Raw genomic sequence first — 16,832 nt, 5'->3', positions numbered from 1 at the left:
CTCATTTGAGGGTGTCGCAACTGTGTCTGCACTTGGGCCCGGCCATAATATGAATGCGGCAACTCGCGGGTCGGGCGGAATACCTTCATGGCTCGACGAATGCGCGCCGCATTTGCTCGGCGATCGGCTTGAACACATAGCTCGCCATGGTGCGGCTGCCGGTTTGCATGAACACTTCCGCCGGCATGCCGGGGACGAGCTGCTGGCCGGCGAGCCGGCGCCGCTCGTCTTCGGGAAGAGTAACGCGGACGGTGAAAAAAGACGTGTTGGTCTGCTGATCGTGGCTGGTGTCGGCCGATACGTAAGACACGGTGCCGGTGAGCTGCGGTGTCGTGCGCTGGTTGAAGGCGGAGAAACGCACGAATGCCTTCTGCCCGGCGTGTACATGGTCGATGTCCTGCGGTGGCAGCCGCGCCTCGACCTGCAGGTCATCGCTATCGGGAACGATTTCCATGATCGTCTCTCCAGCCTTGATGACGCCGCCGATGGTGTGGGCGGCGAGCTGAAGGATCACGCCGGAGGTTGGCGCGCGAATTTCGATGCGGTCGAGCTGGTCGCGCGCGGCGACGCTGCGCTCCACGAGCTCGGCTTCCTTCGCCTCGGCATCGCCGAGATCCTTGACGACTTCGGTGCGGAAATCCTGATCGATCCGAACGATCTGGAGCTGGGCCTCGCCGATCTTGGATTTGGTCTCGGCGATGGAGGCCGTGAGCTGCCCGCGTTCGCCGTCGATGCGAGCGGCTTCGCGCTGCAGCGTGGTGAGGCGGGTGATCGGCACCAGGCGCTTGTCATAGAGGTCCTGCACGCCGGCGAGTTCTCCCTGGATCAGCTCAAACTGCTTGGCCCTGGAATCGACCTGCACCTGGAGCCCGGAGATCTCCTGTGTGAGCTGCCCGACCTTGCTCTGCAGCAGATCCTTCTGGCTGTGCCGCGCGCTGGAGCGGGCCTTGAACAGCGACTCTTCCGACGCGAGCAGGCTTTTGACGGTCTCGTCGCCTGCGCGAGAGGAAAGTTCCGGCGGAATCTCGATCTGGGCACGATCATCGCGCTCGGCGGTGAGGCGTGCAATCTTGGCGCGCATCTCGTCGAGCTGCTTGTTCACCATCTCCAGGCTCGCCTGTGCCTGCGTTGCATCGAGCCGGACCAACAGATCACCGGCCTTTACGTGGCTGCCGTTCTGCACCGCGATTTCCGCAACAACCCCGCCGGTCGGATGCTGGATCGTCTTGACGTTGGACTGAACAACGAGGTTGCCGGGCACGACCACGGCGCCCGCAAGCGGCATCAAGAAGAACCAGCCGCCGCCGAGCACGCCCGCGACAAGGAGAATGCGAAGCCCGGTACGCAATTCGCGCTCGTAGGACCAGCTTGCCTTGACCGTCAGGCTGCCGTCGGCCGGGGGTGCTTCGCCATTGCTGTTGACGATGAAATTGACTCCCGCCATGACGCCGCTGCGGCAGGTTTCCACCAGCTTCGCGACCGCGGTCCCGGGTTTTGCCGGGCGCGGCTGAGCGGAATCGGGACTCTCCAGGCCGATCGACGGACCAAGGTCGAACGGCCCGGCAATTTCCGGCGCGAGCTTGGTCAGGTCCATCGCGAGCAGATTATCGGGAGCGATCGTCGGGCTCGCGCGGCGCGGCGGTGGCCGCTCAATATCGAGCGGTGGGGGGTTGCGCCGCTCTGCAGGCTCCGCCGGCGCCTTCAGTCCGAATTGCTGGAGACAGACGTCGATGACCTTTCCCACGCGGCTCTTTCGCCGCCGCTTCGGCGGTGGTGCGCGCCGGCGCTTCGGCTGCTCCGCGCCGCGGCGTTTCGGCGCACGAGGTTTGCGGGCATCGGTGTTCTCGGCCTCGAAAGCCTGCCAAAGGCGCTGGAGCTCCAGAATGAGCGCTGCGCCCTGCGGCCCGAATTCGTTCGCACGTGGATCGTCGCGCCAGTGCCCTCTTGTATCCTTGCCTTCTTCGACAACCCTCGTCACGACAGTCTCTCCGCGACCACGGCGCGCCGCGGTGTCTTGTTGGTGGATACTTGCGCTTGTGGCGCGGCCGGCGGGCGTCCCGCATGGACTCGCGCGAATACTTCCTGGCTCGGGCCGAACGCGATCGCCTTGCCGTCATACAGCACGAGCGCCATATCGAGCGCCGCCAACGCGTTGGGCCGATGCGAGATCACAATGACGATGCTGCCGGCGCGGCGCAGGAGCTGGATGGCGCGGCCAAGCGCGTTCTCGCCTTCGGCATCGAGATTGGCATTAGGCTCGTCGAGCACCACGAGGAAGGGATCGCCGTAAACGGCACGCGCGAGCCCTACGCGCTGGCGCTGGCCGGCGGAGAGCGCCGCGCCGCCCTGGCCGATCCGCGTCGAATATCCCTCCGGCAGCCCTAGGATGACATCATGGACGCCGGCGATCCTTGCCGCCTTGAGAATCGCTTCCGACGTCGCGCCGGGGTCGAAGCGACTGATGTTCTCCGCAACGGTGCCGTCGAACAGCGCCACATCCTGCGGCAGATAGCCGATATGACGCCCGAGGTCCTCATTGCGCCATTGGTCGATCGCCGCGCCGTCGAGCCGGACCACGCCGTGCTGCGCCGGCCAGACGCCGACAAGGGCTTTCGACAAGGAGGTCTTGCCCGAGGCGCTGGCCCCCAGCAACGCGAGCCCCATGCCGGCCTTCAGTGCAAAGGAGACGTTTTGCACGATCGGCCTTTCCGTACCGGGGGGCGCGACCGAAAGTTCCTGCACGGTGAGCTCGCGGCAGGGCCTGGACAGCGTCACCGTTGGCGCAGCCGGTTTGGCTGTCAATTTGCAGACGTCGCGGAGCCGCGCGATGCCTTGCCGCGCGGCGACGAGCTGCTTCCAGCTCCCGAGCGCGACCTCGACCGGCGCCAGCGCGCGTCCCATCATGATCGAGGAAGCGATCATGATGCCGCCGGAGGCCTTGTCGGCAACGACCAGATAGGCGCCAATGCCGAGCATTCCGGACTGCAATACATAGCGCAGCACTTTGGCGCCCGAGCCGAGATTGGCATAGACGTCGGTGGCACGGATGTTTTCGCGTAAATAACGTTCATTCACGCGCGCCCAGAGAGCGCCGAACCTGTCGACCATGCCGAGCGCCCAGATCACTTCGGCGTTGCGCTGGGTCGTGTCGGCGAGCACCTGACGCTGCGCGCTGGAGTCCATCGTGGCCTTTGCGGCGCTGCGCGACATCCGCTCCGTCACGAGCGTCATGGCGACGATCGCAGCGGTGCCGAGCACCGCGGTCATGCCGATTGCCGGATGAAACAGAAACAGCGCGATCAGGAAGATCGGGATCCAGGGCATGTCCAGGAATGCGGTCGGCCCCATGCTCGACATGAAGGCGCGGATCTGGTCGAGATCGCGCAGCGGCTGCTGCATCACCATGGGCCTTGCGCCGCGCAGCGGCAGCGTCGCCAACGCGGTGTGGATCGAATCCTGCAGACTCACGTCGAACAGGGTTGCGACCCGGCACAACATGCGCGTGCGCAGCGCATCGAAATAGCCCTGCATCAGATACGCAAACAGCACCATCAGCGACAGCCCGGCGAGCGTCGCGATGTTCCGGCTTGGAATGACGCGGTCGTAGACCTGCAACATATAGAGAGAGCCGGAGAGCATCAGAAGATTGATCACGCCGCTGAACAGCGCAATCCCGATCATCTTGCGGGCGCTCGCGTGCAATCCGCGCGACACCGGATCATCCGCTGGCGTCGCCACGAAAGGATTCATGGACGCGAAAGGCGAAGTGGTTGGCAGGCGGCTTTCAGCAATTCCCATCCCGTACAATTACTCCGATGAGTTGGTTCGCTGGCCGAGAGGCAAGCTGGCAGCCCATACCGACCATATTTCGGCGAGAATAAGACGATAATGAATTCAGGTGTTATGATACGGGCGATTTCCCTGTCATAGAATCGTCCACCTATCACCTTGCTTACGTGCGGATTGATCGCTGCGCGGGCCGATTGACGCCATGAAACTCAATGAAGTTTGCGCTCAGTCGACAGCGCGGATCAGTCTCAGGCAGAAGCAGGGGAACAAGAATGAACAACCTCGCTCACGACGTACACAACCGGATCGATCGATCGATCGTCCAGTAGTCAACCACGCAGCATATCGGCACATCGTTCGGGCAGCGGGGCATTGCCGCCTGGATCATTGCTGCTGACCAACCCACAGGGAGATGGCTTCCGTTCGCCGCTGGTGGCGAACCGATTTCCGGGGAACAGGTAGTTTGGGTAAGAGTACAGGTGTCTTGCTGGTGCTCGCGCGGCGCAACCCGATTTGCGAGCACCAAATTTTTGCACATGTCGGCGGCCTGCCCGGGTGGGGGAGGCGCGCATGAAGCCGCGCAAGACCGACTACGGCACCATCATCCTGCATTGGCTGCTGGTGGCCGCGGTCGGCGTTGCCTTCGTCACAGGCTTGCGCATCGCGACCGAAGCGCCGGATCGGACCTGGATCAATGCGTTCGATTTCATCCTGCCGAGCGCCAATGTCTGGACATCGCACATCGAGGCCGCGACAGGGCTGGTGGCGATCTCGATCGCCTACGTGACCTATCTTTCCCTGTCCGGCCTCGGCCGCCGCGTGCAACTCGACAAGGTCCGCCTGCGTGGGCTCCTCGGCACCCGGCAGACGCGGCTTGGTGCGATCAACGTGATGCTGAGCTGGATCTTCTTTGTCACGATCGTGGCACTGATGGTCAGCGGCGGCTTGCTCTATTTCGGCGTGCTCGCGGGCTACGACGTGATGATGCTGCATTGGTGGGCGGCCTGGGTGGTGCCGACCTTTGCCGGCCTTCACATCCTCACCCACTTTTGCATCGGCGGCGCATCGCAATTGTCGCGGATCTTCCGCCCCGAAGGCGTACCGCCGCCGCCGCCGCGGCTCGATGCGGTGGAGTTGCTCACGCTGCTCGCCGAGAGAACGTCGCCTACGGCGCGGGATGCAGGGGATGCGCCACCGCCAAGCCTGCAGCCTCAACAGCCGTCGCACGAGCACCGGCAGCCGGGGGATGGAGTGCGCGGAAGGGCCGCGCGTCACGGCGCAAGGCCGCCGAAGGCGAAACGGAAGAATGTGACGCTGCAGGCCAATCCCTTCGTGGTCGCGGCGGCGGTGGCGATCACCGGCGCATCGGCCTTTGTTGCGACCGATTATCTTGCCGTCGATACCCTCACCATTCGTCGGATCAACAGCGCCGATGCGCCGGTCCTCGATGGCGACACGTCCGATCCGGTCTGGCGAAACGCGCAGCCTTATTCGCTGATGACCAACCAGGGAGGCAATTTCGACGGCAGAGGCGAGTCGCGGGTCGAGATACGCGCCGTGCATGACGGCACCTGGGCCTATTTCCTGTTCACCTGGGAAGACCCGACCCGCTCGCTGAAGCAACTGCCACTCATCAAAAAGATCGACGGCTGGCATTTGCTGCACGACGGGTACGAGCGCGGCGACGAGCAGGCTTTCAACGAGGACAAGTTCGCGGTGCTATTGACCACATCCGACGCCGACCTCGCTGGCGATCACACATTCCATGCGAGCCCGCATCCGATTCCCGACGCACCATCGACCATGACCGGACGCGGCCTGCATTTCACGACGACCGGCGCTTATGTCGATGTGTGGCAATGGAAGGCGACGAGCACGAACGGATGGATGGACGATGATCATTTCGGCCCGCCGCTTCCGCCGACGCCGATGCAGGTGAACGATACCGTGCCCTATCGGGGCGGGTTCGAGCCGGATCCCGGCTCGGCCAACTACTCCAATAATTTCGAGTGGCCAACTGATACCGCGGAGGCCGATCCGATCGCGACGCCGCGGCGCCTGCCGAAGGACCTTGCAGCGATCGTGAAGGCTATGGGGCAGATCTCGCTCGATCCCCATGTCGGCGAGAGTGACGGCGCGCGATGGTTCATGACGGCGAACGAAACTGAGCCATATACGACCGAAGTCGATCGGCTCATTCCCGTCGGCACGGTGCTGCCCGGCGTCATCCTGTCAGGCGACTTCTCCGGTGATCGCGCCGATGTGCGTTGTGCGGCGCGCTGGGCGTCCGGCCATTGGGCGCTCGAGGTCGCGCGGCGCCTCGATACGAAGAGCAAATACGACGTGCCGCTGAAGACCGGCGTCTTCATGCGGGTGGCGGCGTTCGATCACAGCCAGATCAGGCACACCAGGCACGTCCGTCCAATCCGTCTCGAGGTGGAATGATGCGGAAGATCTGCAAAGTGACGCTGAACAAGCAGGCGTTCCACGCCAATTGCGGCGATCTCCTGCTCGACAGCGCGATCATGAACGGCATCGACTTTCCGCATGACTGCCGCAGTGGCATCTGCGGCGCCTGCCGCGTGCGCCTCGTCGACGGCAGGGTGTTCGGCGGCACGGAAGCGGGCAGCGACATGATCCACGCCTGCCAGGCGCGGATCGTGTCGGATCTCCGGCTCGTGACCGAGCCGGTTCCAGACACGATATCAATGCCGGCGCATGTCGCCGAGCTGACGCGGCTCGCACCCGACGTGATCGGCGTCAGCCTCGAGCTGCCGCGGCCTCTGCCGTATCTTCCCGGCCAGTATTGCAAGCTGCAATTCCGCGCCTTCCCGGAACGGTGCTACAGCCCGAGCTATCCGCTCGAAGGCGCGCCCGACAACCGCTTCCTGCATTTTCAGATACGCCGCTTTGCGGACGGCGTGGTGTCGTCGGCGATCGGCGAGCGCATCCGCGTCGGTCATCGCGTGAGATTGACCGGTCCATTCGGCAGCGCCTTTTTCCGGCCGGATCATCTCGGCCGCATTGTGCTGGTTGCAAGCGGCACCGGCTTTGCGCCGATGTGGTCGATCGCCACTGCCGCGATCCTGGAACAGCCGCGGCGCGACTTGATATTCGTGGTCGCGGCACGCAAGCTCCAGTCGTTCTATATGCACGCGGCGTTGTGTCGCCTGGCGCTGTTTCCGAACGTCGTGATCATCCCCGTGGTCTCCGAGCCGCAGCAGGTGTCGCCGGCGGTCCGCCTCGGCCGACCGACCGACTTCCTGCCGGCGCTCAAGTCGGATGACGTCGTCTACAGCTCGGGCGCGCCGATGATGACCAATGCGGTCGCGCGGATCGCGCGCGAAGCGGGGGTGGTCTGTTACACCGATCCTTTCGTGCCTCATGCGCGCGAGGCGGAGCGCGCGGGCCTGATGGACCGTTGGTTCGGCGTGCGAGAAGCCACGCGAAGGAGCGAGGAATTGCTGCGGGTAGCTTGAAGGCGAACCGCCCGCGTCTAGTTCACCTGCCGACCCTTGCCCACCCAATAGGGATCGCGCAAATGACGGCGCAAAATCTTGCCGGACGGATTGCGCGGCAGGGCCTCGATGAAGTCGACTGATTTCGGCGTCTTGAAGCCCGCGATGCGCTCGCGGGTGAAGTTGATGATGTCGGTCATGCTTGCTTTTCTGCCCGGCTTCATCACCACGATCGCCTTCACGGCTTCGCCCCATTTGTCGTCGGGGACGCCGATCACGGCGGCTTCGGCGATATCGGGGTGATCGCAGAGCGCGCTCTCGACCTCGGCCGGGTAGACGTTCTCGCCGCCGGAAATGATCATGTCCTTGATGCGGTCGTGGATGTAGAGATAGCCTTCCTCGTCCATGTAACCGGCATCGCCGGTGCGGAGCCAGCCGTCCTTGCCAAGGGTTGTCGCGGTTGCTTCCGGCAGATTCCAGTAGCCCACCATGTTCGAGCCGGAGCGGGTCGCGATCTCGCCGACCTGCCGCGGGGCCAGGCGATTGCCATTGGGATCGAGGATTGCGAGCTCCACGCCGGGCAGCGCTTTGCCGGCCGAGCGCATCCGCTCCAGCCCCTCGACATGGTCTTCCGGCGGCAGCGCCACGATGGTGCCGGTCGTCTCGGTCATGCCGTACATCTGTACGAAGCCGCATTTGAAGACTTCGATGCATTCCTTCAGCAGCGCGGCCGGAATCGGCGAGGCGCCATACAGCATGTATTTCAGCCGCGAGAAGTCGACCTGCCGCGCGCGCGGCTGCCGCACCACGAACTGCATCGCAGCCGGCACCATGAAGATCTTGGTGATGGCGGACTGCTCGAAGAAGTCGAGCACCTTGGTCGGATCGAACTCGCGCGCGATCACGCCGCGCGCGCCGTGATAGAAGGTCATCACGCCCCAGCCGGAGCCGCCGATGTGGAAGATCGGCATGGCCACCAGCGAGACGTCCTCGCTGGTCCATCTGTTCCATTCGGGCTTCTCGGCCTCGTTGCCGGACTGCACCAGATTGAGGAAATTGGCGTGCGAGAGCATCGCCCCTTTGGGTTTGCCGGTCGTGCCCGAAGTGTAAAGCTGGATCGCGACGTCCGTCGTCGCGATCGCTTCATCAGGATCGCCGGTGCTCTGCGCATCGCGCCAGCGGGCGAAATCCGGCCATTCCGGCGCTCCGCCTTCGGCCGTGATGATGGTGCGCACGCCTGGAAGCTTGTCCCTGATGTTGCGTGCCAGCGTGATGAATTCGGGACCGACGAACAGGAGCGGTGCTTTGCAGTCCTCGACAATGAATGCCACCTCGGGACCTGCAAGCCGCCAGTTGACGGGCGCCACCACGACGCCGGCCTTGATCGCGCCCAGCAGCAGCTCGAAATAGATGTCGCTGTTCTTGCCGAGATAGGCGATGCGCTCGCCGCGCTTCACGCCCGATGCCTTCAAGGCGTTGGCGACCTGGTTGGTCTTGCGGTCGAATTCGGCGAAGGTGGTGGTGCGTCCCTCGAATTCGAAGGCGATAGCACTGCCGCGGGCCTTCGCCCGCATGCCGACCATCTCGGCAAGATTCCTCGGCTGTTCGGCTGCGGACATGTTGCTCCCGAAGATTACATTTTGCGCAATGACGACACCAATTATCCCCGCGCTGCGCGGTCCTTTTCGTTCTGGGCCTTGATCGCCTCGCGCGCCTTGGTCCAGTCGTCGTCGCTCCAGTCGCGCAGTTGGTAGAAATTGCCGCCCATCGCGAGCCCCTGCGCGCCATCCATTGCAATGGTTTCGCCGTTGATCCAGTCGCACCCGCCCGAGATCAGGAACACCGCCAGATTCTGCAACTCCTCCATGGTGCCGACGCGGCCCATCGGATTCATTGCCTTGGTGCGCGCACCGGCCTCATCGCCCGGCTTGATCCGCTTGCTCATGCCCTCGGTCGGAATTTCGCCCGGCGCGATGGTGTTGAGTCGAATGCCGTAGCGGCCCCATTCGGTCGCGAGCGACATCGTCATCGCGTGCACGGCCGATTTGCTCATCGCCGACGGCACCACATAGGGCGAGCCGTTGCGCACCCACGTCACGGTGATGGACACCACATTGCCGCGCAGCTTGCCCGCGATCCAGCGCCGTCCCACCGCATGGGTGACGTAGAAGGTGCCGTGCATGACGATGTTGGCCACCGCATCGAAGCCGCGCGCAGACAGCTCTTCCGTGCGCGAGATGAAATTGCCGGCCGCGTTGTTGATGAGATCGGTGAGGGGACCGCCGGTCCAGATCTGCTCGATCATCTCGTCGACGGCCTGCGCGTTGCGAATGTCGACGCCGTGACTGACCACGCGCCCGCCAAACTCGTCCATCAATTCGGTCGCCGTCTCGTCGCACACGATCTTGCGGCGTCCGCAGATGTGGACTTCGGCGCCCAGCTCGAGAAAGCGCGCGGCCATGGATTTGCCCAGGCCCGTGCCGCCCCCGGTCACGAGAATGCGGCGGCCTGCGAGAAGTTGGTCCTTGAACATCGTTTCCACCCCGGCAGATGTCTGTTAATTGGTCGATTGACTAAATCCGGCCAACGCCGTTCTGTAAAGCTGCATCTAAGAATAAGGCCTTTAGGAGAATTCTGATGGAGGAACGCGTCTCGATCTCGATCACGGAGGGCGTCGCCGACGTCCGCCTGATCCGGGCGGACAAGATGAATGCGCTCGATGCCGCGATGTTCGACGCGCTGGTGGCCGCGACCGACCGCCTGTCGAAGGAAAAGGGGTTGCGGGCGGTAGTATTGTCGGGCGAGGGCCGCGCATTCTGCGCCGGCCTCGACATGGGCCGCTTCGCCGCCATGAAGGAGCAGGGCGGCAATGGCATACCGGGCGGCGAGAGCCGGGATCTGACCAGGCGCACCCATGGGCTCGCCAATTTTCCGCAGCAGGCGGTCTGGGGCTGGCGGCAATTGCCGGTGCCGGTGATCGCCGCGATTCAGGGCGTGGCCTTTGGCGGCGGTTTTCAGCTCGCACTCGGCGCCGACATGCGTTTTCTCACGCCGGACGCGCGGATGTCGATCATGGAGATCAAATGGGGCCTGGTGCCGGACATGGCGGGGACGCCGATCCTGGCGACGCTGGTGCGCGACGACATCCTGCGCGAGCTGACCTATACGGGGCGCATCTTCTCCGCGCAGGAGGCGCTGAGTTACGGCCTTGCGACCCGGGTCTGCGACGACCCGCGCGCCGCGGCCTTCGAGGTCGCGCGTGAGATCGCGGGTAAAAGTCCCGACGCGATCCGCGCCGCCAAGCGCATGCTCAACAAGCTCTCCGTCGATCCGGGTCCGGCGCTGCTTGCCGAATCCGTCGAGCAGCAGAAGCTGATCGGCGGCGCGAACCAGCTAGAGGCCGTCCGCGCCAACATCGACAAGCGCGCCCCGCGCTTTGCCGAGGTGGGATGACCTACCGTCATTCCGGGATGGTCCGCAGGACCAGACCCGGAATCTCGAGATTCTCAGGTGCGCAATTGCGCACCATAGTTCGCGCTACGCGCGCCCCGTCGGAAATAATAATGGAAACGTCCTCCCCCTACCTCGGCATCATCTCGGGCGAGCGCCGGCGCGACCACGCCGAGATCGCCGACCGCGTCACGCGCATCGCAAGCGGATTGCACCAGCTTGGCGTCAAGCAGGGCGACTGCGTCTGCATCCTGATGCGCAACGACATCGCATTCATCGAGGCCGCGTACGCGACGATGCGGCTCGGCGCTTATGGCGTGCCCGTGAACTGGCACTTCAAGCCGGAGGAGATCAACTACATCCTGCGTGACTCCGGCACATCGGTGCTGGTCGGCCACGCCGACCTGCTGCATCAATTGCGCGAGGCGATCCCGTCCGGTGTCACCGTGCTCAGCGTGCCGACGCCGCCGGAAATCCAGAGAACCTACAAGATCGATCCCGCCCATCTCGCCAAACCCGGCTTCGCGATCGATTTCGAACCCTGGCTGGCGCAGCAAGCGCCCTACGATGGCCCGGTGGTGCCGCAGCCGTCGAACATGATCTACACTTCCGGCACGACCGGTAATCCCAAGGGCGTGCGTCGCGACGCGCCGACGCCAGCGCAGAGCGCGGCCGCCGAGGGCATGCGCGCGATGATCTATGGCCTCGAGCCGGGCGCGCGGGCGCTGCTGCCGGGGCCGCTCTATCACTCCGCGCCGAATTCCTTCGGTCTTCGTTCCGGGCGGCTCGGCGGCGCGCTGGTGATCATGCCGCGCTTCGAGCCTGAGGAATTCCTGCGGCTCATCGACGAGCAACGCATCGATACCATCTTCATGGTGCCGACCATGTTCATCCGCCTGATGCGGCTGCCGGAGGACGTGCGCCGGACATACGACATGTCCTCGCTGCGTCACGTCATTCACGCCGCCGCACCGTGTCCGCCCGACGTCAAGCGCGCGATGATCGAATGGTGGGGGCCGGTGATTTACGAGTTCTACGGCTCGACCGAGTCGGGCGCCGTCACCTTCGCCAATTCCGAGGACGCGCTGAAGAAGCCTGGCACGGTCGGCAAGAACTCGCCGGGCGCGGAGCTGCGCTTCGTCGGCGAGGACGGCCGCGTGCTGCCGCAGGGCGAGATCGGCGAAATCTATTCGCGGATATCAGCCAATCCGGACTTCACCTATCACAACAAGCCGGAGAAGCGGGCCGAGATCGAGCGGGACGGTTTCATTACGTCCGGCGATGTCGGCTATATCGACGCCGACGGCTACGTCTTCATCTGCGACCGCAAGCGCGACATGGTCATCTCAGGCGGCGTCAACATCTATCCGGCCGAGATCGAGTCGGTGCTGCACGCGGTGCCCGGCGTCCACGATTGCGCGGTGTTCGGCATTCCCGACCCGGAGTTCGGCGAGGCGCTGATGGCGGTGGTCGAGCCGCAAGCGGGCGTCACACTCGATGTTGTCGACATCAGGGGGCACCTGAAGGCGTCACTGGCCGATTACAAGGTGCCTAAGCACGTCGAAATCCAGGAGAACCTGCCGCGCGAGGATTCCGGCAAGATTTTCAAGCGCCGCCTGCGCGATCCCTATTGGGAACGGGCTGGACGGCGGATCTAGGAGCCAGGACGTGGACTTCCGCTTTCGGCGGCATAGTGGACTTGGCCGGACTTGCTACTGGCTGCTCCGGTCGCGAATGACCCCAACCGGACTTCCTGGCGTGGCGCGAAATGCAGGATTTGCATAAGATATGGACCTTGTCGTAGCCGACCTGAGGGAGCGAAATGCGGCAACGTGGTCGAAGCGGGCAACCGGTCAAGGATCGCCGCGCGAATAGGCCCAAGACTCGCAAAGGATCGAGCGCAGCTCCGTCCATTGCCGACCTGCAAAAGCAGGTAGGCGCTCTCACCCGCGAACTGAAAGAGGCGCGGGAGCAGCAGACGGCGACCGCTGAAGTCCTCCAGGTCATCAATTCCTCGCCCGGGGGGCTTGCTCCAGTCTTCGACGTGATGCTTCAAAAGGCGCTGAGCCTGTGCGGAGCAGCTTTCGGTCAACTGGTGACTTTTGATGGCGTGGCATTTCGCGCCGCCGCCTGGCGGGGTTACGAACCTGGACCCGGCGCGACCACTCCCTTACCGGGTATGGCGCTCCACCAGCTCGTCCGCGGCGAGCAAATCGTCCACATCCCTGACATCACCGCCGATGATGTCTACCGCTCGGGAAATCCGGTACGACGGCGACTGGCCGATGAGTATGGTGGACGCACCGCGATTTGGGTAGCGCTCCGAAAGGACGAGCAGCTCCTTGGTGCGTTCGTGATCTTCCGAACCGAGGTTCGGCCGTTTTCCGACAAACAAATCGCACTACTGCAAGGCTTCGCAGCCCAGGCGGTGATCGCGATGGAGAACGCGCGCCTGTTCGATGAGGTCCAGGCCAAGACCCGCGACCTGCAGGAGTCACTGCAACAGCAGACCGCGACCGCCGACGTGCTCAAGGTCATCAGCCGTTCGGCGTTCGATCTGCAGACAGTGCTGGACACTCTTGTCGAATCTGCCGCGCGGCTGTGCGAAGCTGAAATGGCGTTTATCCACCGTCGCGAGGGGGAACGATATCGGGCAGCAGCAACTTTCGGGTTTCCGCCTGAATTTTGGGTGTTCATGCAAAACTATCCGATCACCCCCAGTCGAGGGTCCATTGCCGGTAGAGTGGCTTTGGAGCGGCACACTATCCAGATCGAAGACGTGGCGGTCGATCCAGAATACACGCTGAGCCAGGCCACTTCGCTCGCCCGACAACATACGACCCTCGGCGTCCCGTTGTTGCGCGAGAACGAGCTAATCGGCGTCATTGTACTCGCGCGCCAGCGCATCGAGCTTTTTACTGAAGAGCAAACAGCCCTGGTTACCACTTTCGCCGACCAGGCCGTGATCGCGATCGAGAACGCGCGCCTTTTCGACGAAGTGCAGGCCCGCACCCGCGATCTGCAAGAATCCCTACAACAGCAGACCGCGACCGCCGACGTGCTCAAGGTCATCAGCCGCTCTGCCGTCGATCTGGAGACGGTGCTCGATACGCTGGCAGAGACAGTGACGCGCCTCTGTCGCGCCGACTTTTCGAGTATGCTCCGCCGGCGGGATGACAAGTATCACCTGGTTGCGTTTCATGGCCACCCAGAGGAGGCAAAGGAATTCTTCCTCGCTCACCCCCTGACGCCTGACCGCGGCACGCTGAGCGGCCGTGTGGAATTGGAGCGTCGAGTTGTCCATATCCCCGATGTCTTGCAGGACCGGGAATACACCTATCGGGAAGCACAGAAGATCATCGGCTTCCGCACGATGCTTGGCATTCCGCTGCTGCGCGAGGACTCGCTGATTGGCCTATTCGTCGTCGCCCGCACGCACGTCGAGCCGTTCACGGACAAGGAGATCGAGCTGGCCACCACCTTCGCAGACCAGGCGGTGATCGCAATCGAGAATGCGCGGCTCTTCGAAGAGTTGCGCGACCGCCAGGCCGAGTTGCGCGTCACCTTCGACAACATGGGCGACGGTGTTGTGATGTTCGGCGCCGACACGCGCCTTGTTGCGTGGAACCGTAATTTCCAGGAAATTCTTGATCTGTCCGACGCCTTCCTCGCCCGGCGGCCGAGCTATACCGACTATTTCCGCTATCTCGCCGAGCGCGGCGAGTACTCGGCCGGTCTCGAGGCGGAACTGAGCCGCACTCTCGACGATCCAAGCCGGGAGCTGCGCTTCGAGCGTACTCGCCCGGACGGACGGGTCGTCGAAGTGCGCCGCAACCCGGTGCCGGGCGGTGGCTTCGTGCTCATTTACGCCGACATCACCGAGCGGAAGCGTGCCGAGGAGACAGTCCGCGCTGCGCGGGACGCCGCCGAGACGGCACTGCGCGAGTTGCAGACGGCGCAGGCGAGCCTGGTCCATGCCCAGAAAATGGCGGCGCTGGGGCAATTGACCGCCGGCATCGCACACGAGATCAAGAACCCGCTAAATTTCGTCAACAACTTTGCCGCTCTCTCGGTCGAGCTGCTGGACGAACTCAAGGAATCGGCGGCGCCGACGATCGGGCAGCCGGATTCCGACAAACGGGCGGAGGTTGTCGAGACGATCGGAATGCTGACGGGAAATCTAAAGAAGATCGTCGAACACGGTCGTCGCGCCGACGGCATCGTCCGGAGTATGCTGCAGCATTCACGTGGCAGCACCGGCGACTGGCAAGCGACGGATGTGAATGCGCTTGTCGAAGAGAGCCTGAACCTCGGTTATCACGGCGCCCGGGCGCAGGACCAGGATTTCGAGGTCGCGCTGGAGCTCGACCTCGACCGCAATCTCGCGCCGATCGAGGTGGTGTCGCAGGATGTCAGCCGCGTGCTGCTCAACCTCATCAGCAACGGCTTCTATGCCGTTACCAGGCGTGGCCGCGAAAGCCACGGCGACTTCCGCCCCGAACTGAGAATTGCGACCCGCGAGTTCGGCGAAGGTGTCGAGATTCGGGTCCGCGACAATGGCGTTGGCATCCCCCCGGATCATTGCGAGAAACTGTTCCAGCCGTTCTTCACAACCAAGCCTACCGGCGAAGGTACCGGGCTTGGCCTGTCGATCAGCTACGAAATCATCACCCAGCAGCACGGCGGTACGATCACGGTCGACAGCGAGGTCGGCGACTTCACCGAGTTTACCGTGCGGCTGCCGCGACACCGGCGAGGGGTGGCATGAAGAAAACGGCCCAGCACCGGGCTAATGTCGGGTATTGATGGCCGTCGCGACCAAATCCGGCGATCGTCTACATGTCGGTTGTCAGGGGGAAACGCGACATGGCGAGCGCGAGGCATAATCGACGCGAGTGACCCCAGGGCTGACGTGGTCACAGCGCCAGGGCGGAGGCAGCCTTGCGTTCTCCAGTATCGTCACGCAAGCTTGGTATGCCCTCTCTGGAGACTCGAATATGCGGATACTGTTTATCGGCGATGTCGTAGGTACGTCAGGAGTCACAGTCCTATCTGAAATGCTTCCAGGCCTGAGGTCGCGCTGGAGCATCGATCTAACGGTGGTGAACGGTGAGAACTCCGCAGAGCAAGGGTTCGGCATCACGTTAGAGACGTATCGAGCCATCAGAGATGCTGGCGCTGACGTTGTGACACTCGGAAACCATTCTTGGAACCGCAGGGAGGCACTCGAACTGGCAGCGCGGGACCATCGTCTTGTACGGCCCATCAACTACTTGCCCAATACGCCGGGGGCCGGCTTCGTCAAGGTTGACACCGCAAATGGAAAGCATGTTCTCGTCATCAACGCATTGGGGCGGTTGTTCATGGAGCCGGTGGATGACCCTTTCGGCGCCATCTCTCGAACCTTGGACCTTTATCCATTAAGCCATGAAGTCGATGCGACCGTGCTTGATTTTCATTGCGAAGCGACGGGGGAAAAACAAGCGATGGGACGTTTCTGCGACGGTAGGGTCAGCGTGATTGCGGGCACTCACACTCACACTCCCAGTGCGGATCATCGTATCCTGTCCAACGGATCAGCTTACATCACTGATGTGGGCATGACCGGAGACTACAACTCGGTCGTGGGCATGGATTGGCGTGAGCCGGTCAACCGCTTTGTCACAGGTCTGACAAACGACCGTTTTTTAGCTGCTAAAGGCGCTGCCACACTATGCGGTTTGGCCATTGAGGTCGAAGACCGCACAGGTCTGGCAGCGCGAATAGCTCCGATTAGAATCGGTCCGCATCTTGAACCGCACGAACCCACGTTCTGGGCTTGAACTGCTTTGGTCATGGATTTTCTGCTGTCGGCTCATCGAGTCATTTGGCTGCGCTGCCGAATTTGGTCGCTGTCGGTGCAAAGCGGACTCTGGCAAGCTTTTTCCGCTCGGCAAATTTGTGGGGTCACGGCCTGGTGCCAAAGCGATTGAGGACCGTCCCCGGAATGAGGGGTGCCCGACGAGGCTGGGCAAGAACTCGGCATTTGCCGCAATTGATGTACGATTCGGTTCATGACGAATCGCCCATTCAAGGCCGGCGAGAGCCGGGATCAAGCCAGCCTGCTTCCTGCGCGGATTGAGGACTATGTTGGAG

Annotated in this window: 10 protein-coding genes; 6 read left to right on the top strand and 4 right to left on the bottom strand. The window is 63.2% G+C overall.

Annotated elements, in window-relative coordinates; translation table 11 throughout:
- Positions 1-85: 85 nt before the first annotated feature.
- Both VKR55_RS00200 and VKR55_RS00195 read right to left on the bottom strand, forming a co-directional pair.
- Positions 86-1,978, bottom strand: a complete 1,893-nt coding sequence (locus tag VKR55_RS00200) for an HlyD family type I secretion periplasmic adaptor subunit (protein ID WP_324398753.1) — start codon at positions 1,976-1,978, stop codon at positions 86-88.
- Entirely contained in the window at positions 1,975-3,681 is a 1,707-nt protein-coding gene (locus tag VKR55_RS00195) for a type I secretion system permease/ATPase (protein WP_324398837.1), read from the bottom strand. The genes VKR55_RS00200 and VKR55_RS00195 overlap by 4 nt, the downstream gene beginning before the upstream one ends.
- A gap of 678 nt (positions 3,682-4,359) precedes the next feature.
- Here VKR55_RS00195 and VKR55_RS00190 point away from each other — a divergent pair.
- Together VKR55_RS00190 and VKR55_RS00185 are read left to right on the top strand one after the other, a co-directional pair.
- Positions 4,360-6,234 carry an ethylbenzene dehydrogenase-related protein gene (locus tag VKR55_RS00190; protein ID WP_324398751.1) on the top strand — a complete coding sequence of 625 codons (1,875 nt, stop codon included), beginning with the start codon at positions 4,360-4,362 and terminating at the stop codon, positions 6,232-6,234.
- A complete protein-coding gene (locus VKR55_RS00185; protein ID WP_324398749.1) occupies positions 6,234-7,268 on the top strand; it encodes a 2Fe-2S iron-sulfur cluster-binding protein in 1,035 nt (344 codons plus the stop codon). Before VKR55_RS00190 ends, VKR55_RS00185 begins: the two co-directional genes overlap by 1 nt.
- A 17-nt stretch (positions 7,269-7,285) precedes the next feature.
- Here the strand turns inward: VKR55_RS00185 and VKR55_RS00180 are convergent, their stop codons facing one another.
- Positions 7,286-8,866 (bottom strand): fatty acid--CoA ligase, encoded by a 1,581-nt coding sequence (locus VKR55_RS00180; RefSeq protein WP_324398747.1) that lies wholly within the window; start codon positions 8,864-8,866, stop codon positions 7,286-7,288.
- Between the two features lie 41 nt (positions 8,867-8,907).
- The gene (locus VKR55_RS00175) at positions 8,908-9,780 is read right to left on the bottom strand and encodes an SDR family oxidoreductase (RefSeq protein ID WP_324398744.1); all 873 of its coding nucleotides are present in this window, start codon (positions 9,778-9,780) and stop codon (positions 8,908-8,910) included.
- A 104-nt stretch (positions 9,781-9,884) separates the two neighbouring features.
- On the opposite strand from VKR55_RS00175, the gene VKR55_RS00170 reads away from it, so the two are divergent.
- From VKR55_RS00170 to VKR55_RS00155, 4 genes are all read left to right on the top strand, one after another.
- The gene (locus VKR55_RS00170; protein ID WP_324398742.1) at positions 9,885-10,700 is read left to right on the top strand and encodes a crotonase/enoyl-CoA hydratase family protein; all 816 of its coding nucleotides are present in this window, start codon (positions 9,885-9,887) and stop codon (positions 10,698-10,700) included.
- 110 nt (positions 10,701-10,810) lie between these two features.
- Complete coding sequence (locus tag VKR55_RS00165) at positions 10,811-12,355, top strand: acyl-CoA synthetase (RefSeq protein WP_324398740.1); 1,545 nt, start codon at positions 10,811-10,813, stop codon at positions 12,353-12,355.
- 164 nt (positions 12,356-12,519) lie between these two features.
- Complete coding sequence (locus tag VKR55_RS00160) at positions 12,520-15,465, top strand: GAF domain-containing protein (RefSeq protein WP_324398738.1); 2,946 nt, start codon at positions 12,520-12,522, stop codon at positions 15,463-15,465.
- Positions 15,466-15,694: 229 nt separating this feature from the next.
- Positions 15,695-16,519, top strand: coding sequence for a TIGR00282 family metallophosphoesterase (locus VKR55_RS00155; RefSeq protein WP_324398736.1), 825 nt, complete (start codon positions 15,695-15,697; stop codon positions 16,517-16,519).
- The last annotated feature ends 313 nt before the right edge of the window (positions 16,520-16,832 follow it).

This window comes from Bradyrhizobium sp., assembly GCF_035309285.1.
Taxonomy (GTDB): domain Bacteria; phylum Pseudomonadota; class Alphaproteobacteria; order Rhizobiales; family Xanthobacteraceae; genus Bradyrhizobium.
The sequence above is the reverse complement of the archived record's forward strand: the minus strand, read 5'-3'. Positions and strand labels throughout refer to the sequence as shown.